This window comes from Actinokineospora sp. (genome assembly GCF_050699995.1).
Classification (GTDB): Bacteria; Actinomycetota; Actinomycetes; order Mycobacteriales; family Pseudonocardiaceae; genus Actinokineospora.
In genome coordinates this window covers 1-21,059 of the sequence record NZ_JBOHGC010000392.1, presented here as the reverse complement: position 1 = coordinate 21,059, position 21,059 = coordinate 1, and the positions used below count along the sequence as shown (strand labels likewise).

Sequence of the window (21,059 nt, the reverse complement as noted above, 5' to 3'; positions counted from 1 at the left end):
TGTGATCACGATCGGCCGAGCGGGCGTCAGGAACAATCCCCGCCGGTCGGGCTGTGGACAGGTCGCGGTCACTGTGGACAGACCGGTGGCGGGCGCCGAGTTTTGTCGGCGGGTGCCGGCAGGCTGGGAGGGGGCCGACTTGCCGCGGATATAGGACGGCCCCCGCCAGGGGGGGGAGGGGCGGGGGCCGTCAGAGGTTCAGCCCCGGGGGGTCGGACTGAACCGTCCCGGCACTAGGCCGGTTATGGATACTGTATCCCCTTCCCTGGGTGTCTTGGCTACAGAACAGCCGAAGACACTGGTGCAGTTCACCCTGTGGGCATACCGCGACGGCTCGCCCGCACCCCGCTCCTATGCTGGCGGCGTGACCGATTCCGGCAGCAGCGCCGACCCAAGCCCACCGGGCCGGGTCGCGGCGTTCTTCGACCTGGACAAGACGGTCATCGCGAAATCCAGCACGCTGGCGTTCAGCAGGCCGTTCTTCCAGGGCGGCCTCATCAACCGTCGCGGAGTGCTCAAAAGCGCTTACGCGCAGTTCGTTTTCGCTGCTTCCGGGGCGGATGCGGACCAAGTCGAGCGAATGCGCGAGCACCTCACGTCGCTGTGCGCAGGGTGGGATGTCGAGCAAGTTCGCTCGATCGTGGAGGAAACCCTGCACGACATCGTCGACCCGCTCGTGTACGCGGAGGCGGCCGAGTTGATCGCCGAGCACCAGGCGAACGGTCATGAGGTCGTTGTCATCTCCGCATCCGGCGAGGAGATCGTCGCCCCTATCGCGGAGATGATCGGCGCGACGCACAGTGTCGGCACGCGGATGGTGTCGGCCGAGGGGCGGTACACCGGGGAGATCGACTTCTACTGCTACGGCGACAACAAGGCCGCCGCGATCCGCGACTTGGCCGAGCGGCACGGATACGACCTCGCCGCGAGCCACGCCTACTCCGACTCGAGCACCGACCTTCCGATGCTGCAAGCGGTCGGGCACCCGTCGGTGGTCAACCCGGACCGTGGACTCCGCAAGATCGCGACCGAGCGCGGCTGGCCGATCCTGACGTTCTCCAAGCCGGTGTCGCTGCGCTCGCGCTTCCACGCACCGTCCGGCACGACGGTGGCTGTGACGGCGATCGGCCTCAGCGCGGCGGCCGCAGCGGCGGGCGCAGCCTGGTACGGCTACCGCAGGCGCAGGCGCTGACCGGACTCGGTGTCGCGCAAGGAAGTTTCGGATGCACCCGACTGGCGGTACCCACATGATCCAGTCCGGGTAAGACGCAAACAGAGCGTCCAGCCTACGCTCACGGACGGTGCTGGTCGATGCTTTCCGTGCTCTTTACCGGTGCACCCGAAAGTGCCCTTGAAGTGACCTTCCTCACTGGGTACAAATGGAGGTGCGGACTTCGAGCCGGCCAGGGACGAAGCGAAGAGAAGCTCCGATCCACCCCGAGCGAACTCCGTGCGCGAGCACCGAGCACCCACGCGCAGCACGCCGCGGGAGGCATGTCGTCAAGGGACTGCGGACCGGGACGCCGGACGCCGAGGCCATGTTGATACGACAAAGTTGAACGCTTGGTAACCCGAGTGTTCGCGCGGAGGTTTGGGCGGTTCCGCTCTCCGGAGCGGAGCCGCCCAATTCCGTTTCAGGGGTAGTTGTCCACAGGCGGCCAACACCGCGTTGACCCGGTGATCGTGACGTGAGTAACTTCCGTGTAGGCGTTGTTATTAGTTAACAAGCGCCGACACGACCCACCGGGAGGCAGGGTGCGTACTCCACGGCCACTGGCCGCGCTCCTCATCGCCGCCGCCACCATGGCGACCGTGACCGTCGTCGCGAGCGCGATCCCAGCCAAGCCCGCGGAGGACGAGATCCGCGCACGCTCCGTGGATGCCTGGACCGACGACCTTCTGGGTCGGATGACCCTGGAGCAGAAGGTCGGCCAGCTGTTCGTGGCCAGTGTCTGGGGCAAGTCGGCCGACGAGGTCCACTCGATGAACCGCGCCACCTATGGCGTGGACACACCAGCCGAGGTGGTCAAGCGGTTCCAGGTCGGCGGCGTCATCTACTTCAACAGCAGCGGCACCGACAACGTCGACAGCCCGGTGCAACTCGCCACGTTCTCCAACGGCCTGCAGCGGGCCGCGATCGACTCCGGCGCCCGGCTGCCGCTGGTGGTGGCGATCGACCAGGAAGGCGGCAACGTCACTCGCATGGAGGCGCCCGCCACCGAGTATCCGGGAAGCATGGCGATCGGCGCGGGGCGCAACGCCGCGGACGCGCGCACGCTGGCCTCGATCAACGGCCACGAGCTGCGTGCGATGGGGGTCAACCAGAACTTCGCGCCGGTCGCGGATGTGAACTCCAACCCGCTCAATCCGGTCATCGGCGCTCGGTCGTTCTCCGCGGATCCGGTTCTCGCCAGTGAGATGGTCGCCGCCGAGGTGCGCGGCTACCAGGAGAGCGGCAGGCCGATAGCGACGGTTTCCTCTTCCGCGAAGCATTTCCCCGGACACGGCGACGCGGCGACCGACAGCCACACCGGTCTGCCGATCATCAACCGGTCGGCCGCGGAGTGGCAAACCTTGGACTTGCCGCCGTTCCGGGCGGCGATCGCCGCGGGCATCGACTCGATCATGACCGCGCACATCCAGTTCCCGAGCCTGGACCCGACCCGCGTCCCCGCGACCGTGTCCAAGCCGATCATGACTGACTTGCTCCGCCAGGAGATGGGCTACCAGGGCGTGATCGTGTCCGATTCCCTTGGCATGCAGGGGATCCGGGAGATGTTCGACGACGCCGAGATCCCAGTGCTGGCGATCGAGGCGGGCGTCGACCAACTGCTCATGCCGCCGGATCTGCGGCTGGCCATGGATTCCCTGCTCGCCGCCGTGCACAGCGGCAGGCTCACGGTCGAGCGCATAGAGCAGAGCGTTCGCCGGATAGTGGCCCTCAAAGCGAAGCGCGGCATCCTGGCCCGACCTTTCGTGGACGTCGAGCGCGTCCCGGCCCTGGTGGGCTCGGCGGAGAACAAGGCCGCGATCCAGCGGTTGACCGACCGCACCGTGACGGCGCTGCGCGACGACGCCGGTTTGCTGCCCCGCCGGACACCGGCGCGGACGCTGGTCGCCGGCGTGGGCGACACGGTCAACTCGGCCAAGTCCCCAACCCTGCTGGCCGCCCACCTGCGCGCCAGGGGTTGGGACGCGACGCCGCTGCCGACCGGCACCAGACCGGTGGACACCAAGATCACCGAGGCGGTCGCGGCGGCCCAAGGCGTCGACCTCGTGATCGTGCTGACCAACAACCTGTCGGCGAACGTCGCCCAGCGCACGTTGCTCACCCGCCTCCTGGAGACCGGCAAACCGGTGATCGCCGTGGCCGCCCAGGTCCCGTATGACGCGGGCTTCGTCGACGCGCCCACGTGGCTGGCGACATACTCGTGGCGCGAGGTGTCCCTGGAGTCGCTCACGAAGGTGATCACCGGGGAGATCCCGCCGAAGGGCAGGCTGCCGGTCGCGGTCCCCGACGGCGTCGACCCGAGCGAAGTGCGCTATCCGTTCGACCACGGCCTGAGCTGGTAGCCGGGATGGACCGCCGACGGTTTCTCGCCGCGTCCGCCCTCACCGCTCCCCTGCTCAGCGCCGCCGCGGCGCCCGCCACCGCGCAGCCCCTAGGCCGGATTTCACCCGCCGCCGACACGCTCGCCGCCCAGGGTTGGCGGCGCCTGGCCGGGCGGCGCCTCGGGATCGTGTCGAACCCGACGGGCGTGCTGCGCGACGGCACCCACGCGGTCGACTCCATGGTCGCCGCCGGCGTGCGCCCGACTGCTGTGTTCGGGCCCGAACACGGTTTCCGAGGCACAGCGCAGGCAGGAGGGTCGGAGGGCGACTACCTCGACCCGCGCACGGGCATCCCCGTCTACGACGCGTACGGCGCCACCGCCGCCAAGCTCGCGGCGCAGTTCACCAAGGCGGGCGTGGACACGGTGGTCTTCGACATCGCCGACGTGGGCGCCCGGTTCTATACCTACATCTGGACTATGTACACGGCGATGAGCGCCGCCAAGGACCTCGAGTTCATCGTCCTCGACCGCCCCAACCCGATCGGCGGCTCCCCGCGCGGGCCAACGCTCGACCCCGCCTACGCGTCCGGCGTCGGTCGGCAGCCGATCGTGCAGCAGCACGGCATGACGGTCGGCGAGTTGGCCCGGCTGTTCGGTGGCGAGTTCCTGAGCCGGGAGGTGACGGTCGAGCGCGTCACGGGCTGGCGGCGCGACCACCTGTTCGCCGACACCGGGCTCACGTGGGTCCCACCAAGCCCCAACATGCCGACGCCGCAGACCGCGCTCACCTACCCGGGCACGTGCCTGTTCGAGGGGACGGTGCTCTCGGAGGGCCGGGGCACGACCCGCCCGTTCGAGATCATCGGCGCGCCGGGCCTCGACTGGCGGTGGGCCGAGGAGCTCAACGCGCTGGGGCTGCCCGGAGTCCGTTTCCGCGAGCAGTACTTCGTCCCGACCTTCGGCAAGTTCGTCGGCGGAGCGTGTGGAGGCGTGCATGTGCACATCACCGACGAGCGGCGGTTCGAGGCAATCCGAACCTCCGTGGCGATGCTCGTGACGGTGAAACGGCTGTTCCCAGCGGTGTTCGCCTGGCGGCCGGATCTCTTTATCGACAAATTGACTGGCTCCGACCGGCTCCGGCGGATGGTCGACGCGGGAGCGGACACGGCCGAGATCGTCGGCGCGTGGCAGGCGGAGCTGGCCGATTTCCGGCGACTCAGGGAGCCCTACCTCCTCTATCGGTGAAACGGGGTGCGATGGCACGGGTGGCGGCCGCGGTGGTGGCGGTGGTGCTCATGGCAGGCGGTTCGGAGGCGATGGCGGAGAGTGCGGCAGGCCGGTTCGACCGGCCCTGGCAGGGGTTCGCTCCGGCGAGCACCGTGCTGCGGGCCGACTCCCCCGAGGCCGTCGGCCTCGATCCGGGCCCACTCACCGAGGCCGAACGGGCGATCGAGGCGTGGACGCGGCCGAGCCCAGCCAGGCCGCTGTTCGCGGGCGCGGTCACGCTGTCCACGCACAACGGGGTGATCGTGGCGCGGTCCGAGGCAGGCCAGGCGGTGCGCCACGCCGACGCCTCGGGCACCGAACTGCCCGCCGACAAGCAGGTGCCGATGCGGGCGGACACGATCTTCGACCTGGCGTCGGTGAGCAAGCTGTTCACCTCCATGGCGGTGTTGTGCCTGGTCGAGGACGGCATGGTGGACGTAGACGCGCCGGTGGCGGCCTATTTGCCCGAGTTCGGGGCCAACGGCAAGGCCTCGATCACCGTCAAGCAGCTCCTCACCCACACCTCCGGTCTGGAACCCTTCATCCCGCTGTGGCGCGACTGGCCCGACAAGCCGTCCCGGATCGCCGCGGTGCTCGACCGGGCCCCGAAGTACCCGCCCGGGTCGAGGTACGTCTACTCCGACCTCAACCTGATCACCCTCGGCGTCCTGGTCGAGCGGAGGTCCGGCAAGCCGCTCGACATAGTGGTCGCCGAGCGGATCACCGGCCCGCTGGGCCTGCGCGACACCGGCTATAACCCGCCCGCCGCGAAGCTGCACCGCGTCGCCGCGACCGAATTCCAGTCCTCGCCCCCGCGGGGGATGGTCCGCGGGGAGGTGCACGACGAGAACGCGTGGTCGCTGGGCGGTGTCGCCGGGCACGCGGGCGTGTTCTCCACCGCAGGAGACCTCGCTGTCCTCGCGCAGACCATCCTCAACGGCGGCGCCTACGCGGGCAGGCGGATCCTGCGGGCCGAGACGGTGCGCGACATGCTGACGAACCACACGCCGGAGTTCCCCGGCAACGACCACGGCCTGGGATTCGAGCTGAACCAGCGTTGGTACATGGGGGCACTGTCCGGCCCGCGGACAGCCGGGCACACCGGTTTCACCGGCACTTCGCTGGTGATCGACCCGGCGTCGCGGTCTTTCACCATCCTTCTGACCAACCGCGTTCACCCCTCCCGGGCGTGGGGATCGATCAATCTCGCCCGGGAGCGGCTCGCGAGCGGGCTGGCCCGGTCGATGGCGGTGCGGCCCAGGCACGGTCCGGTGGCCTGGGCCACCGGCTGGGCCGACTCGACCACGTCGACCCTGACCACGCCCCGACTCGCCGGGACGGGCTCGGCGAGAGTCACTTTCGACACGTTCGTGGATACCGAATCGAGTGATTCGCTCCGACTGGAGTTGAGCGCTGACGGCCAGACGTGGCACGCGCTGCCGATGCGGGCGGCGGGCCGGGGCGCACCGCCCGGCGAAGTGGACGTTTTGGCCGGTGCGGGCCACCGGAGTTGGTGGACGATCAACGCCGACGTTGCCCGCGGCTGGTTCGTTCACGGTTCGCTGGCGGGCGAGCACCGATGGCCGGTACCTGGGCCGCGGTTTCTACGTCGACCGAATATTGGTCACCGATGGTGATCGATCGCTGCTTAACGGTGAGAAAGAACCCCACCTGATAGCGCCAGATGGGTGGCGGCTCCAAACTTGTTGACCGTTTGACGCTAACAATCCGCAGCCGACCAGCGATTCCGTGAGCAAGCCCCACCCAGGCCCGCAGCTGAAACTGACACGTTTGGGTAGCGTTGCCGACAAAGGTGACGCACCACCTTGTCCTACCCCATCACTGTTAGTAAGTTTCCCACGTGAGTGCGAGTCAAATGACAGCAGAACACAGCGAGTCAAGTCCGTTGGTCCGCATTCGTTCGCTCCTGCCGGGTCTGGCCCGAGCTGAGCAACGGGTGGCCAAGGTCGTGCTCGAGAGCCCGTCCACCGTCGCCCGCCGCAGCATCACGGAGGTCGCCGAGGCCGCGGGCACCAGCGAGACGACCGTGACCAGGTTCTGCAAGGCGATCGGCGTCGGGGGCTACCCCGAGCTGCGCATCGCGCTTGCCGCCGACACCGCTCGGTCCGAGGCGCACGCCGACCGGGACCTCGGCGGTGACATCAACCCCGACGACGACCTCAAGACCGTCGTCGGGAAGGTCACCTTCGCCGACTCCCGGGCCGTCGAGGAAACCGCGGACCAACTCGACATCGATGTGCTGGCCGAGGTCGTCAGCGCCGTCGCGAACGCGGGGAGGGTCGACGTCTACGGCGTCGGGGCCAGCGCGTTCGTGGCGCTCGACCTGCAGCAGAAGCTGCATCGGATCGGGCGGGTCAGCTTCGCGTGGAACGACACGCACATCATGTTGACCTCGGCCGCGGTGCTCAAACCCGGCGATGTCGCGGTGGCCATCTCGCACACCGGCGCCACCGCCGACACCGTCGAGGCCCTGCGGGTCGCCCGTGAGCATGGGGCGACCACGGTCGCGCTGACGAACTACCCGACCTCGCCGATCGCCGAGGTGGCCGACCTGGTGCTGACCACGGCCGCGCGGGAGACCACTTTCCGCTCGGGCGCGACGGCCAGCCGGATCGCGCAGCTCACGGTGGTCGACTGCCTGTTCATCGGCGTCGCGCAGCGCCACCTCGACGAGACGATCAAGGCGCTCGACTCGACTCGGGACGCGGTCGGACCGCACCGGCTCGAGACCCGGCACGACGGACGGCGCAAGCCGCGAGACACCGGGAAGTGATCAGTGGTGCGCGGGTCTGACCGCTTCGGGAAGGGATTGCGTGAGATGACGGTGCCTCGGCAAACCGTGCATGTCGACTCCCCGACGGAGCGGAGGAACCCGCGCACCGCCGACATCGATCAGATGTCGACGGTCGACATCCTGCGGACGATCAACTCCGAGGACCGCGTGGTCCCGGACGCGGTGGCCGCCGCGCTGCCGCTGTTGGCGCAGGCGGTCGACTTGGCGACGGAGGCCCTACGCGCGGGCAAGCGCGTGCACTACGTCGGCGCGGGCACCTCCGGTCGCATCGCCACCCTCGACGCCGCCGAGCTCGCACCGACGTACAACACCCCGCCGGACTGGTTCCAGGTCCACCACGCGGGTGGCCCGGGGGCTGTCCACCGGTCCGCCGAGGCCGCTGAGGACGACGACCTGGCCGCCGCCGAGGAGATGAACCGCGATGTCCGGCCCGGCGACTTCGTTCTGGGTCTGACGGCTTCAGGCCGCACCCCGTACGTGATCAGCGCGCTGGAGACCGCACATGGCCTCGGTGCGACGACGGCCCTCGTGTCCAACAACCCCAACGCCGCGCGGACTTCGCAGCTCGACCTGGTGATCGTGGTCGACACCGGGCCGGAGGCGATCTCCGGCTCGACGAGGATGAAGGCGGGCACGGCGCAGAAGCTCGTGCTGACCGCGTTCTCCACGGCGGTCATGGTCAAGATGGGTCGCACGTACTCGAATCTGATGGTCAGCATGCGCGCCAACAACGCCAAGCTGCGCGGACGCACCCTGCGGATCCTGCGCGAGGCGACCGGCTTGGGCATGGCCGAGTGCTCCGCGGCGCTGACCGAGTCGCACGGCGACCTCAAGGTCGCGCTCGTCCACCTGCTGTCCGGTGTGGACACGCCCAGCGCCCGACAGGCGCTCACGGAGACCAGCGGCCACGTCCGGCACGCGTTGGGCTTGCTCGACGCGCACGCCGTCTAGAAAGCCCCGTGGCGCACCCAGCGGGTGCGCCACGGCGCACTGTCTACTTGCGACCACTGCCCAGGAGTCCACCGAGCAGGTCGCCCAGGTTGCCGAGACCGCCGCCGCCACCGGAACCGCCGCCGAGCAGGCCGCCGAGGAGATCCCCGAGAACGCCGCCGCTCTGCTGCTGGGGCTGTTCCGGCACCGGCGCACCGAGTTTGCCACCGAGCTTCTTGGCCAGGTAGGACATCACGATCGGGGCGAGCAACGGCAGCAGCTTGGCGATCAGCGCCTTGCCGTCGACGCCGGGCAGCCCGCCGAGGGTGTTGACCACCTCGGACTGCTGCGCGCCGAAGACGTTGTTCACGATCTTCGAACCGTCCGAAGTGTCCACCCGTTCGAGGTCCACGCCGCCCTCGACGAGGCTGGGATCGTGCTGCCCCAGCGCTTTCAGCAGCGACTGCTCGCCCGCCGGGTCTTGCACGTTGGCCTGCATACCGCCCAGCAGCGCGGGCAGTGCGGCGCGGGTGGCCTGTTCCGCGGTGCCCTCGTCGACGCCCAGTTGGGCGGCGAGCTGGGACAGCGGGATCTGGCCAAGGATGTCGTCAATCGCGCTCACGGGTGGATCCTCCTCAGGCGCCGGGCTCGGCTCCGGCCAGCGTAGCCACGCCTGCCGGAGCGCGCCTGCGGAAGATCACTCGGACGGATGGACTACTCGGCGAGTGACGCGTCCGCGATGCTCGTCGCTTCCCGCGCGCCCGCCTCGACGGCTTCGCAGCAGAAGATGATCCACGCGCCCACCGCTTCCGGTTCGCCGGTGGCGAAGCCCGCGGCGGCCGCGCGGTAGCGGTTCTCGCGGCGCATGAACGACACCTCGGGGACCGAGAGGCCCTTCGGGTCCAGTCCGGTGCCGATCGACGTCAGGCGGGCCGCGGCGCGGGCGATGACGCCATCGGCGGTGCCGAAGGGCGCGAGGGTGAGCAGTTCGCCGTGCACCACGGCGGCGAGAACCGGACCCGGCACCTTCGTCCCGCCCGCGACCAGGCCGCCGAGCAGGTCGAGCCGGGGTGCGGCGCCGGACTTGGGCCTGCCCAGGGCCTCACCGTCGGTCAGGTCGGCCGCGGCGAGCAGGTGCAGCTTCGCCAGCGCCTGCAGCGGAGCGCGTTCCCACGTCGGCAGCAGCGGCCCGAGCGCCTCGGCGACGCGCAGGGCGCCGGCGAGAATCGGGTCGCTGACGTCGCCGACCTCGGGGATCTCCGGGTCGCCGCCGTCGAGGACAGCCGACGCGCGGGCCGCCCGCACGGACGCCTCGGCCGCCGTCGCGGGCCAGCCGCGGCGGTTCGTCGGGTGCCGGTGGACTTCGGCGACCGAGTCCCGCGCGGAGCGCACGGCGTCCTCGACGCCGGGAAGGGCGAGCAGCGGGGCCAGGGGATCGGTCACCTACCGGACAGTACCGGGCACGTCGGGGTGGTCCGTGACACGGTGAGAATTGGTCTAAACCTTTATCGCGAAGGACTGTCGGGGTGACCCGGATCGCTATAGGTTCGACCTTGTCAGGCAACTACCTAGGAGGTCAGGTCCCATGACCGAGCAGTCCGGTCAAAGTCGGGCGTTGGACAACTTGTCGACGGAGAGCCGGGTCTTCCCGCCGTCGGCCGAGTTCGCGGCGCAGGCGAACGCCACGGCGCAGTGGTACGACGACGCAGACGCCGACCGCGACGCGTTCTGGGCCAAGCAGGCCGAGCGCCTGACCTGGGCGAGCAAGTGGTCGCGGGTGGTCGACTGGGACGACGCGCCGTTCGCGAAGTGGTTCGTCGGCGGACAGCTCAACGTCGCCTACAACTGCGTCGACCGGCACGTCGAGGCGGGCCTGGGCGACCGGGTGGCGATCCACTGGGTCGGCGAGCCCGGCGACTCGGTCACGATCACCTACGCCGACCTGCAGCGCAACGTGAGCAAGGCGGCCAACGCGCTCGCCGAACTCGGCCTCAACGCCGGTGACCGCGTCGCCATCCAGATGCCGATGCTGCCCGAGGCTATCTACTCGATGCTCGCGTGCGCGCGACTCGGCCTCGTGCACAGCGTCGTCTTCGGCGGCTTCTCCCCCACCGCGCTGCGCTCACGCATCGACGACGCCCAGGCGCGGCTGCTGATCACCTCCGACGGCCAGTACCGCCGCGGCAAGCCGGCGCCGATGAAGGAGTCGACCGACGAGGCCACCGCGGAGACGCCGAGCATCGAGCACGTCCTGGTCGTGCGCCGCACCGGCGCCGAGATCCCGTGGACGCAGGGCCGCGACCTGTGGTGGCACGACGTCGTCGACAAGCAGTCCGAGGCGCACACGCCCGAGGCCTTCGACGCCGAGCACCCGCTGTTCATCCTCTACACCTCAGGCACCACCGGTAAGCCGAAGGGAATCCTGCACACCAGCGGCGGGTACCTGACCCAGGCGGCCTACACCCACAACGCGGTCTTCGACGTCAAGCCCGAGACCGACGTGTACTGGTGCACCGCCGACATCGGCTGGATCACCGGGCACACCTACATCGTCTACGGCCCGCTCGCCAACGGCGCCACGCAGGTGGTCTACGAAGGAACGCCCAACACCCCGCACGAGGGCAGGCACTTCGAGATCATCCAGCAGCACGGCGTGACGATCTACTACACCGCGCCCACCCTGATCCGCACGTTCATGAAGTGGGGCGAGCAGATCCCGGCGGGCTACGACCTGTCGTCGCTGCGCCTGCTGGGCTCGGTCGGCGAGCCGATCAACCCCGAGGCGTGGATCTGGTACCGCAAGCACATCGGCGGCGACCGGATCCCGATCGTCGACACCTGGTGGCAGACCGAGACCGGCGCGATCATGATCAGCCCGCTGCCCGGTGTCACCGAGGCCAAGCCGGGCAGCGCGCAGCGTCCGCTGCCGGGCGTCGGCGCGGCCATCGTCGACGAGGCAGGCAAGCAGGTGCAGGCCGGTGGCGGCGGCTACCTCGTGCTCACCCAGCCGTGGCCGTCGATGCTGCGTGGCATCTGGGGCGACGAGGAGCGCTTCCGCGAGACCTACTGGTCCCGCTTCGCCGATCTGGGCTTCTACTTCGCCGGCGACGGCGCCAAGTACGACGCCGACGGCGACATCTGGCTGCTCGGCCGCATCGACGACGTGATGAACGTGTCCGGCCACCGCATCTCCACCACCGAGGTCGAGTCCGCGCTGGTGTCCCACCCGACAGTCGCCGAGGCCGCTGTCGTGGGCGCCACGGACGCGACGACGGGCCAGGGCATCGTCGCGTTCGTCATCCTCCGCGACCGGCCGGAGGGCACTCCGGAGGCGGCGGTCAGCGAGTTGCGCGACCACGTCGCGAAGGAGATCGGGCCGATCGCGAAGCCGCGGCAGATCCTGGTCGTCACCGAGCTGCCGAAGACCCGCAGCGGCAAGATCATGCGCAGGCTGCTGCGTGACATCGCGGAGAACCGCGAAATCGGCGACACGACCACTCTGGCCGACAGCGCGGTAATGAACCTGATCACCCAGGGACTGAGCAACAAGCCGTCGGAGGACTGACAGGCAAGCCTTACTTAAATGAGGATTGCCTATTCATATTGAGGCGATACTCCGTTACGCGGACTATTCCCGGCCGTGCTTTCATTGAGGTGTGACACAAATGGAAGCGCGGCCGGGCCCACACGCGGCCGAACCGCACTCCGGCGGCGTCGGCGAACGGCTCAACTGGCTGCGCGCGGGCGTGCTCGGGGCCAACGACGGGATCATCTCCACCGCGGGTCTGGTGGTGGGCGTGGCGGGCGCGACCTCGGACAACCGCGCGATCCTCATCGCCGGAGTCGCGGGCCTGGTCGCGGGCGCTCTTTCGATGGCGGGCGGCGAATACGTATCGGTGAGCACACAACGTGACACCGAGCGGGCGCTGCTGCTCAAGGAAAAGCGTGAACTCACCGAGATGCCCGAGGCCGAGGAACGTGAACTCGCGGGCATCTATGTCGAAAAAGGACTTTCGCCGGAACTGGCCGCCGAAGTCGCCCGGGAATTGACCGAGAAAGACGCCCTCCGCGCGCACGCGGAGGCCGAATTGCAGATCGACCCGGACAACCTGACCAGTCCCTGGCAGGCGGCTTGGGCGTCGCTGGTGTCGTTCGCGCTCGGCTCACTACTGCCGCTGCTGGCGATCGCGCTCCCCCCGGTGAGCCTGCGGGTGTGGACGTGCGCGGCCGCCGTCGTCATCGGCCTGGTGATCACCGGAGCCGTGAGCGCCCGACTGGGCGGCGCGAATGCGAAAGCGGCGGTGATCAGGAACGTCGGGGTCGGCTGCCTGGCCATGGCGGTGACCTACTGGATCGGCGTCCTGTTCGGCGTGACGGTCCTTTAGCGAACCGGTGGGCGCTCACCGCGGAGTTCGGCCAGCAGGTCCGTTATGGCGCCCATGATCCGCTGGGTCGCCTCGTTGAGCGCCTCGCGGTCGGTGCCCGTGATGTCGGAGAGGTCGACAGGATCACCTGCCACGATGTCGATCGTCTTGCGCGGGAACAGCTTGGGGAACTTCGCCTTCGCGGGAAGCAGCGCGTGGGTCCCCCAGTTGACCACCGGCACCACGGGCGCGCCGGTCTCCAGCGCGACGCGCGCGACACCGTTCTTCACGCGCGTGGACGGCCAGTGGTCGACGTCGCCGGAGAAGCCCGCCTCAGGGAAGAACAGCACGCACTCGCCGCGGCGGACCGCGTCCACCGCGCCGTGATAGGCGCCGCGTGCCTGCGCGGTTTCCCGTTCCACCGGTATATGACCGCCGCCGCGCGCCACGTTCCCGATCACCGGCACCTTCCACAGGCTCGACTTCGCCAGGAAGCGCGGGATCCGACCCTCGTGGAGCGCGAACGCGGTCACCGTCACCGGGTCGGCGTTGGACAGGTGGTTGGACGCGAGCAGCACACCACCCTCCTTGGGCAGGTCGCCGCGGAAGCGCAGCCGGGTGCTGACCGCCAGCAGCGGCCACAGCAGGTCGATCGCCAGGCTGTACCAGAAGCCGCGGCCCCGCCGGGGCAGCAGGAACATCAGCTTGATCGCCCGGAACACGCCGATGTGTCTGTTCGAGTCAGTGCGCACCCGCGCATCATCGCCTAACGGCCCGACGGTGGGGGCCGTGTCAGCGTTTTCGCTGGTCATGATCGTCCTATAAGGTCGTTGTGGGTGTGCCGGGAAGCCTGGTCGGCGTGAGCCGGAGGTGTCCGCCGAGCAAGGAGTAACCCGTGTCACAGCGACGTCGTAGCGCCGCGCCCAAGGTCGTAGCCGAGTTCGCACGATTCCTTCGGACCGAGACGGTCGGCGGCCTCGTGCTCCTGGCGGCCACCGCGGTCGCCTTGATCCTCGCGAACACCCCCGCTTCCGGTGTCTACACAACTATCCGTGACACCGAGATCGGGCCGCACTTCCTGCACCTGAATCTCACCGTCGGGGCGTGGGCCAAAGACGGTCTGCTCGCGCTCTTCTTCTTCGTCGTGGGCCTAGAGCTCAAGCGCGAGCTGGTGATCGGCGAACTGTCGCGTTTCAAGGCAGCGCTCTTGCCCGCTCTAGCCGCTATCGGCGGGATGGTCATCCCCGCGGTGGTAGCGCTATCGGTCGCCTGGGGAGACCCGCGGGCGGGCGATGTCTGGCCGATCCCCGTCGCCACCGACATCGCCTTCGCGCTGGGGGTGCTGGCGCTGACCGGGGCCGGAATGCCCAGCAGCGCCCGGATCTTCCTGCTCAGCCTGGCCGTGGTGGACGACCTCGGCGCCATCCTGATCATCGCCGTGCTGTTCACCGCGTCGTTCGACCTCGTCGCGTTCGGCATCGCGCTGGCCCTGCTGGCGCTGTACTGGTACCTGCAGCACAAGCGGGTCACCGCGTACTGGATCTATATCCCGCTGGCGGTCGCGATCTGGGTCGCCGTGCACTCCAGCGGCGTCCACGCGACGGTCGCGGGCGTCGCGATGGGCCTGCTGACCCGGGTCCGGCGCGACAAGTTCGAGAAGGAGTCGCCGTGCCTGCGACTCGAACACCGGCTGCAGCCATGGTCGGCGGGCTTCGCGGTGCCCGTATTCGCCCTCTTCGCCGCGGGCGTGCCGGTCAACGGCGAGGCGTTGGGCAAGCTCTACACCGACCGGATGGCGCTCGCGGTGATCATCGGTCTGATCGCAGGCAAGTTCATCGGGATCGTCGGGGCATCGCTGGTGGCGGTGTGGACGAAGGTCGCGGTGCTCCCACCCGGCCTGGGTTGGCGTGACATCAGCGCGGTGGCGATGCTGGGCGGCGTCGGATTCACGGTCAGTCTGCTGATAGCGGAACTGTCGTTGGGCAAGGCCGACGCCGAACTCGCCAAGGCCGCGGTGCTGGTGGCCTCCGCGGCGGCGTCTTTGTTCGCGGCGGCGCTATTGGCCCGGCGCAGTCGCGTCCACCAAGCCGAATAAAGCCCGGATTTACCGGCCGGTCGGCCTGGTTCCACCGAGCATGGCACGATGACGCTCGTGAGCAGCGCGCACGCAAACGGAGACCGCAATGGTTCGGGGCTGCCCAAGGTGCCCTCGATCCCCCTTGCCGACGACCGGGCCTACGCCGACGCGGGCGACCAGTCGATAGGCAACCTGGTCAAGGACGCCACGACGCACCTGTCGACGCTCGTGCGCGCCGAGGTCGAGCTGGCGAAGTCCGAGGTCACCGGCGAGATCAAGAAGGGTCTCAAGGGCGGCATTTTCTTCATCATCGCCCTCACGATCCTGCTTTACAGCTCGTTCTTCCTGTTTTTCGCGCTCGCCGAACTCCTCGCCGACCTCGGGCTGGTCCGCTCGCTCGCCTTCGGCATCGTGTTCTTCGTGATGCTGACGCTCGCGGGCGTGATCGGCTTCCTGGGCTATCGCAAGTTTCGAGCGGTCCGTGCTCCGCAGCGCACGATCAGTTCGATGAAGGACACCGCCGCGGCGCTGACCCACCGAGGTGAGCACAGCGGCAACGGGCACGTGCCCGCTCGCCGCTGAACGGCCGACCGCTGATCAGCGCCGTGCGCTCCCGCCCGGACCCCTCGGTAGTCCGAGTCGACGGACCGTGGTCGCACCGCGACATCCACGCGAACGGCATCCGGCTGCACGTCGCCGAGACCGGTGAAGGCCCGCTGGTCCTCCTCCTGCACGGGTTCGCCCAGTTCTGGTGGACGTGGCGCCACCAGCTGACCGCGCTCGGCGACGCCGGCTACCGGGCCGTCGCCGTCGACCTGCGCGGCTATGGCGACTCCGACAAACCCCCGCGCGGATACGACGCGTGGACGCTGGCGGGCGACATCGCGGGCCTGGTCAAATCCCTGGGTGAAAGCCGCGCCCACCTTGTCGGGCACGGCTGGGGCGGCATGGTCGGCTGGACCGTCGCCGCCCTGCACCCGCGCGTGGTGCACTCGGTCGCGACGCTGTCGGCGCCGCATCCGCTGGCCCTGCGCACGGAGGTCCGCCGCACCGCGCTGCGCGGGCAGCGGCACAACCAGGCGCGCGCGGTGGGACACGTGTTCCGCGCGCAGATCCCGATGGCGCCGGAACGCTGGCTGACCCGCGATGACGCGGCCACCGTGGAGACGCTGATGAAGACCTGGTCGGGCCCGATGTGGACCGGCCACCGCGACTTCCCCGCCGCCGTCGACCAGTACCGGCGGGCCATGCTCGTGCCCGGCGCGGCGCACTGCTCGCTGGAGTACTACCGGTGGGCGATGCGGTCACAGCTGCGCGGCGAAGGCAGGCGCTACGTCGAGGCCATGCAGCGCAAGATCGAGCACCCCGTCCTGCAGCTCTACGGCGCCGAGGACCCGTGCGTGCTGGCCCGCACCCGCGACGCCTCCACCCGCTGGCTCGGCGCGCGCGCCGAGAAGCACGTCCTGCCCGGGATCGGCCACTTCCCGCACGAGGAAGCCCCCGCGGCGACCAACCGGCTGCTCACGACGTTCCTACGCGGCTAAGAGGCGCAGCGGCTGGTGCCCACTCGCTCGATAAGACCGGGGGCGCGGCCGACCTCTTCGCGGACCTCGGCGGCGGTCAGCGCGAAGCCGGTCTCGGAGTTGTCCACGGCCGCGCCGAAGATCACCCCGACCACCTGGCCGCTGGTGTCGACGAGCGGGCCACCCGAGTTTCCGCTGAGCACCTTCGCGCGCAGGGTGAACACATCGCGGTTGACTGTCGCGGAGTCGTAGATGTCCGGTCCGCGAAGCGGGATCCGGTCACGCACGCGCGCGGGCGAAGCGGTGTACGGACCGTCGAGCGGGTAGCCGAGCACGATCGCGTCCTGCCCGCTCTTCGCGTCTCCGGGCGCGAACGGAAGCGGCGGGGCGGTCAGGCCGGGCACCGCGAGGATCGCCACGTCGGTCGCCGGGTCGTAAAGCACGACCCGTGCGCGCAGCGACGAATCGCCCGACTCGACGCTGACCTCGTCCGTCCCGGCGACGACGTGCGCGTTCGTCATGACCCGCTCGCGCGCGATGACGAACCCGCTGCCCTCCAGCGCCCGCTCACACGACGGCGCCTTGGCGTTGATCTTGAGGATGCTCTGACGGACCCGCTGGACGACGGCACTGGCCTGCAGCGCGGGGTCCGGCGGCTCGACTTCCTTGTTCGGCGTCCGGTTGAACGGGTCGACCGCCGCCGGGAACCCCGACACGTCGAGCAGTTGCCGCAGCTCGTTGGGCAGCCCGCGCGCGGCCTGCGGCATGACCTCGTTGACCCCGCCGAGCACGGCCGAGTCCTTGATCGCCGACGCCAGCCCCGGCAGCCCGCCCACGGTCGTCAGCGGCAGGGCGATCAGCCACGACACCACGAACACGACAGCCCCTTGGACCACCGCCCCGAGCGCGCTGTCGACCCCCGCGAGCCGCGGTGAGGAGAACTTCTGCCGGATGGTGCGGCCGATCCACACGCCGAAAGTCTCGCCGAGCGCGACGAGCAGCACGAAGATCGCCACCGCGAACGCGACCCTGGTCGGCGTCGAATCGATCCGGGCGACCACGAGCGGCGCGAGCTTGATGCCCGCGACCGCGCCGAGAAGCACCCCGATGAACGCGGGCAGCGCGGTGATCACCCCCTGGCGGGCGCCCGAGATCGCCGCGAGCACGGCGAGTGCGACGACCAGCACGTCCACCCAGTTCAAGCCTCAGACCTCCGCGCCTCGGTTACCGGTGGAGCGCCACGCTACGTCAAGGTCACGGACGTCCGCGGCATCCCATGGCTGTTCCCAGCCGCCCACCGCGAGCAACAGCGTCAGCAGACCCGCGGTGAAACCCCACACCAGCATGTCGGGCACCGCGAAGCCCGGCCCGACGTACCCCGACGGGTGCTGCACCATGAACCGGTTGGCCGGGTCGGCCAGGTGCGAGATCGGCACCCTGGCCACGGCCTGCGTCTCCGCCGGGTCGACGGCCCACACCCGGCTCGGCTTCTCCCAGTACCCGATCACCGGCGTCACGTGGAACCGGGAAACCGGGATGTGCAGCGACGGCAGCAGCGCGACCGGCCGAACCCCGGACGGGTCGACGCCGGTCTCCTCGATGGCCTCGCGCAGCGCGGTGGCCACCGGGCCGTCGTCCTCGGGTTCGGTCTTGCCGCCGGGGAAGGCGACCTGGCCGGAGTGCTTGTCGTCGCCCGTCGCGCGCAGCTGTAAGAGCACGTCAGGGCCACGCTCGGGGTCCTCGCCCAGCAGGATCAGCACGGCGGCGTCGCGGGCGCTGGCGGCAGGCGGCGAGAACCGCCGGAACATGTCCGCGTCGAGATCGGCGGTGGCCGCGACCAGCGGCGAGAGCCAGCCTGGCAGCTCGGCCGGGTCGACCAGGGGTCCGTGGGTCATCGGGGTCCTCCGAGGTAGCGGGTGACGGCGCCGCGCACGTCGGCGACCGACCTCAGCAGCCGCGGGTCGGAGATGAACGTCACGGTCCCGTCCGCGGAGACCAGATAGCTCGCCGGCAGCGCCGCGGGGAGCTTCAGCGCGCGTTCGACCGAGCCATCTGTGTCCAGCAGGTTGGGGAACTTGACGTTGAGGTCTCTTAGGAGGCCTAGAGCGTCCGCGGTCGGACTCTTTATCGCGAGACCGACAACGGCGATAGCGCCCTCGCCCGCCGCGTAGTCGGCGAGGACTGGAAGTTCCTCGCGACACGGCTGGCACCAGGTCGCCCAGACGTTGAGCAGCACGGGACGGCCGGCGAGCACCCCGGCGACATCGACCTTGGCCCCGTCGGCCAGACACTCCGCTGTGACACCGCGCACCGACTCCGGGCCGCCCGCGGCCGTCACGCAGGGCGTGAGGGCGGCTTCGGCCCGCGCCGCCGTCAAGTCCGGGCCTGGGGCCGCCTGCTTGGGCTCCTCACCGCGCGGCCAGAGCGCGACGGCCCCCGCCATCAGGAGGATCACCGCGACCAACGCCCAGCGCGACTTCACTCGCTCGGCTTCCCGGGCCGGTAGCCGTCGCGGGTGCGCTCGGCCAGGGCGATCAGGTGCTCGGCCTCGACGCCCTTGACCAGTTTCGCCGCCTGCTCCGGCTCCGTCGGGCCCGCGCCGTAGGACGGGCAGTCGCGGAAGAGCAGGCAGGCGCCGCAGGCGGGCTTGCGCGCGTGGCACACCCGACGGCCGTGGAAGATCACCCAGTGCGACAGCATGGTCCAGTCTTTGCGCGGGACCAGCGCGCCGATCGCGTGCTCGACCTTGACCGGGTCTTCCTCCTCGGTCCACTTCCAGCGGCGGACCAGCCTGCCGAAGTGCGTGTCCACCGTGATGCCGGGCACGTTGAAAGCGTTGCCGAGGATCACATTGGCGGTTTTACGGCCGATGCCGGGCAGCTTCACCAGGTCGTCGAGCCTGCCAGGCACCTCGCCGCCGAAGCCCTCGACGAGGGCGGCGCCGAGACCCATCAGCGAGTTCGCCTTGTTCCGGTAGAAACCGGTCGGCCGGATCATTTCCTCCAGCTCAGCGCGGTCGGCGCCGGCGTAATCGGCGGCCGTGCGGTACTTCGCGAAGAGCGCGGGAGTCGTCAGGTTGACCCGGACGTCGGTGCACTGCGCGGACAGGATCGTCGCCACCGCCAGCTCCAGCGGGGTGGTGAAGTCCAGCTCACAGTGCGCGTCCGGATAGCCCTCGGCCAGGGCGCGGGTCATCCGGCGGGCGCGGCGGGTCAGGGAGAGACTGGTTTCCGCATCCGAGTCCGCCTCCGCGGCGGCTGCACGGGGCGGGCGTCGGGTGGTCGGAGGCACCTCGTTAGCCTACGGGCCGTAGGACAACCCGAAATGTGCCCCAGACGTCTACGCATCAGACCATCGAGAATCTTCAACGACAGACGAGGATCGACGACACCATGGCAGTCTGGTTCGTGTTCGTAGTGCCCCTGGTGATCATGTTTTTCGCGCTGTTCATGGAACGCGTGGAAACCCGTCTTCGCCATGTCGCGGTCCAAGAGACCGACGTCGAGGAGTTCCTGGAGTCCGCCCGGCCCGATGAGGTCCGCGCGCTCTACGGCCACGGCATCGGTCGCGCCCTGGAGCTGTTCCGGCTGCGTAGGGTCGGTGGGCGCGCCGCGAAGCTGCGCGGTCGCAAGGGCGGGGCATAGGCGCTAGGGTCATCCAACTGGGCGATCAGTTGCCCGTCGAACGCGCGACCCGCGCTGTCGGCGAGCCGTCAGGGCAATCCTGGCGAACGCCCTACACTGTAAGCGTGATCGGCGTCGCATCGATGCGGCGGCCGAGGTGGATACAGGAGGACCGAGGTGGATGAGACCCTGGCCCGTGCGGGCATCTTCCAAGGGGTCGAGCCGGCCGCGGCGGAAGCGCTCGCACAGACGCTCGAAGCCGTGGATTTCCCCCGGGGACACGTGATCTTCGCCGAAGGCGAGCCCGGCGACCGGCTGTACATCATCCAGTCCGGCAAGGTGAAGCTCGGGCGGAAGTCTCCGGACGGCCGCGAGAACCTGCTCGGCATCTTCGGACCGTCGGACATGTTCGGCGAGCTGTCGATCTTCGACCCGGGTCCGCGCACGTCGACGGCGACCACGGTCACCGAGGTGCGCGCGGTGACGATGGACCGTCCGGCGCTTCGCCAGTGGATCGGCACCCGACCGGAGATCGCCGAGCAGCTGCTCCGCGTGATCGCCCGACGGCTGCGCCGCACCAACGGCATGCTGGCCGACCTCATCTTCACGGATGTGCCCGGCCGCGTCGCCAAGGCGTTGCTGCAGCTCGCACAGCGTTTCGGCAGCCAGGAAGCCGGTCTGCTGCGCGTCACCCACGACCTCACGCAGGAGGAGATCGCCCAGTACGTCGGCGCCTCCCGCGAGACCGTCAACAAGGCGCTCGCCGACTTCGCGCACCGCGGCTGGCTGCGACTCGAAGGCAAGAGCGTGCTGATTCTCGACCCCGAGCGGCTCGCCCGCCGGGCCCGCTGACAGCCGAATAAAGAGGCGAGAGGTCGGGCGCCGCCCCCGACGCGGCGCACCGACC

The 21,059-nt window shown here is 69.6% G+C and carries 19 protein-coding genes and 1 pseudogene; 13 read left to right on the top strand and 7 right to left on the bottom strand.

Annotated features, from left to right (window positions below; all coding sequences use genetic code 11):
- The first annotated feature begins 364 nt into the window (after positions 1–364).
- The 6 genes and pseudogenes from ACRDSQ_RS19295 to ACRDSQ_RS19270 all read left to right on the top strand — a co-directional run bounded on the left by ACRDSQ_RS19295 (position 365) and on the right by ACRDSQ_RS19270 (position 8,586).
- A complete protein-coding gene (locus ACRDSQ_RS19295) occupies positions 365–1,192 on the top strand; it encodes an HAD family hydrolase (protein ID WP_431423014.1) in 828 nt (275 codons plus the stop codon).
- Positions 1,193–1,803: 611 nt separating this feature from the next.
- Positions 1,804–3,573, top strand: coding sequence for a glycoside hydrolase family 3 protein (locus ACRDSQ_RS19290; protein ID WP_431423013.1), 1,770 nt, complete (start codon positions 1,804–1,806; stop codon positions 3,571–3,573).
- 5 nt (positions 3,574–3,578) lie between these two features.
- Entirely contained in the window at positions 3,579–4,799 is a 1,221-nt protein-coding gene (locus tag ACRDSQ_RS19285) for an exo-beta-N-acetylmuramidase NamZ family protein (RefSeq protein ID WP_431422978.1), read from the top strand.
- A gap of 11 nt (positions 4,800–4,810) precedes the next feature.
- Positions 4,811–6,530: pseudogene (locus tag ACRDSQ_RS19280) on the top strand (serine hydrolase).
- 166 nt (positions 6,531–6,696) lie between these two features.
- Positions 6,697–7,614 (top strand): MurR/RpiR family transcriptional regulator, encoded by a 918-nt coding sequence (locus tag ACRDSQ_RS19275; protein WP_431422977.1) that lies wholly within the window; start codon positions 6,697–6,699, stop codon positions 7,612–7,614.
- A gap of 45 nt (positions 7,615–7,659) precedes the next feature.
- Positions 7,660–8,586: an N-acetylmuramic acid 6-phosphate etherase gene (locus ACRDSQ_RS19270; protein ID WP_431422976.1), complete on the top strand. Its 927-nt coding sequence runs from the start codon at positions 7,660–7,662 to the stop codon at positions 8,584–8,586.
- Between the two features lie 43 nt (positions 8,587–8,629).
- Here ACRDSQ_RS19270 and ACRDSQ_RS19265 read toward each other — a convergent pair whose 3' ends face one another.
- Both ACRDSQ_RS19265 and ACRDSQ_RS19260 read right to left on the bottom strand, forming a co-directional pair.
- Complete coding sequence (locus tag ACRDSQ_RS19265; protein WP_431422975.1) at positions 8,630–9,187, bottom strand: DUF937 domain-containing protein; 558 nt, start codon at positions 9,185–9,187, stop codon at positions 8,630–8,632.
- 92 nt (positions 9,188–9,279) lie between these two features.
- Positions 9,280–10,008, bottom strand: a complete 729-nt coding sequence (locus ACRDSQ_RS19260) for an oxidoreductase (protein WP_431422974.1) — start codon at positions 10,006–10,008, stop codon at positions 9,280–9,282.
- A 142-nt stretch (positions 10,009–10,150) separates the two neighbouring features.
- Between ACRDSQ_RS19260 and acs the strand changes: the two genes are divergently transcribed.
- Positions 10,151–12,130, top strand: coding sequence for an acetate--CoA ligase (acs, locus tag ACRDSQ_RS19255; RefSeq protein ID WP_431422973.1), 1,980 nt, complete (start codon positions 10,151–10,153; stop codon positions 12,128–12,130).
- A gap of 100 nt (positions 12,131–12,230) precedes the next feature.
- Entirely contained in the window at positions 12,231–12,950 is a 720-nt protein-coding gene (locus tag ACRDSQ_RS19250) for a VIT1/CCC1 transporter family protein (RefSeq protein WP_431422972.1), read from the top strand.
- Here the strand turns inward: ACRDSQ_RS19250 and ACRDSQ_RS19245 are convergent.
- Complete coding sequence (locus ACRDSQ_RS19245) at positions 12,947–13,630, bottom strand: lysophospholipid acyltransferase family protein (RefSeq protein WP_431423012.1); 684 nt, start codon at positions 13,628–13,630, stop codon at positions 12,947–12,949. The two genes, ACRDSQ_RS19250 and ACRDSQ_RS19245, sit on opposite strands and share 4 nt — an antisense overlap.
- Before the next feature lie 194 nt (positions 13,631–13,824).
- Between ACRDSQ_RS19245 and nhaA the strand changes: the two genes are divergently transcribed.
- Genes nhaA through ACRDSQ_RS19230 form a run of 3 tightly spaced genes read left to right on the top strand, consistent with a single transcriptional unit; the run spans position 13,825 to position 16,550 of the window.
- Positions 13,825–15,024: a Na+/H+ antiporter NhaA gene (nhaA, locus tag ACRDSQ_RS19240; RefSeq protein ID WP_431422971.1), complete on the top strand. Its 1,200-nt coding sequence runs from the start codon at positions 13,825–13,827 to the stop codon at positions 15,022–15,024.
- Between the two features lie 48 nt (positions 15,025–15,072).
- On the top strand, positions 15,073–15,588 hold the full coding sequence (locus ACRDSQ_RS19235) for a phage holin family protein (protein ID WP_431422970.1): 516 nt from the start codon (positions 15,073–15,075) through the stop codon (positions 15,586–15,588).
- Between the two features lie 23 nt (positions 15,589–15,611).
- Positions 15,612–16,550: an alpha/beta fold hydrolase gene (locus tag ACRDSQ_RS19230; RefSeq protein ID WP_431422969.1), complete on the top strand. Its 939-nt coding sequence runs from the start codon at positions 15,612–15,614 to the stop codon at positions 16,548–16,550.
- Here ACRDSQ_RS19230 and ACRDSQ_RS19225 read toward each other — a convergent pair.
- Genes ACRDSQ_RS19225 through nth form a run of 4 tightly spaced genes read right to left on the bottom strand, consistent with a single transcriptional unit; the run spans position 16,547 to position 19,724 of the window.
- Entirely contained in the window at positions 16,547–17,731 is a 1,185-nt protein-coding gene (locus tag ACRDSQ_RS19225) for a MarP family serine protease (protein ID WP_431422968.1), read from the bottom strand. The genes ACRDSQ_RS19230 and ACRDSQ_RS19225 overlap by 4 nt on opposite strands.
- A gap of 3 nt (positions 17,732–17,734) precedes the next feature.
- Complete coding sequence (locus ACRDSQ_RS19220) at positions 17,735–18,424, bottom strand: NUDIX hydrolase (protein WP_431422967.1); 690 nt, start codon at positions 18,422–18,424, stop codon at positions 17,735–17,737.
- The gene (locus ACRDSQ_RS19215) at positions 18,421–19,011 is read right to left on the bottom strand and encodes a TlpA family protein disulfide reductase (protein WP_431422966.1); all 591 of its coding nucleotides are present in this window, start codon (positions 19,009–19,011) and stop codon (positions 18,421–18,423) included. Before ACRDSQ_RS19215 ends, ACRDSQ_RS19220 begins: the two co-directional genes overlap by 4 nt.
- Entirely contained in the window at positions 19,008–19,724 is a 717-nt protein-coding gene (gene nth, locus ACRDSQ_RS19210; protein ID WP_431423011.1) for an endonuclease III, read from the bottom strand. Before nth ends, ACRDSQ_RS19215 begins: the two co-directional genes overlap by 4 nt.
- Before the next feature lie 197 nt (positions 19,725–19,921).
- Between nth and ACRDSQ_RS19205 the strand changes: the two genes are divergently transcribed.
- Positions 19,922–20,173, top strand: a complete 252-nt coding sequence (locus ACRDSQ_RS19205; protein ID WP_091380583.1) for a hypothetical protein — start codon at positions 19,922–19,924, stop codon at positions 20,171–20,173.
- A 156-nt stretch (positions 20,174–20,329) separates the two neighbouring features.
- Complete coding sequence (locus tag ACRDSQ_RS19200; protein ID WP_431422965.1) at positions 20,330–21,004, top strand: Crp/Fnr family transcriptional regulator; 675 nt, start codon at positions 20,330–20,332, stop codon at positions 21,002–21,004.
- Positions 21,005–21,059 lie beyond the last annotated feature (55 nt).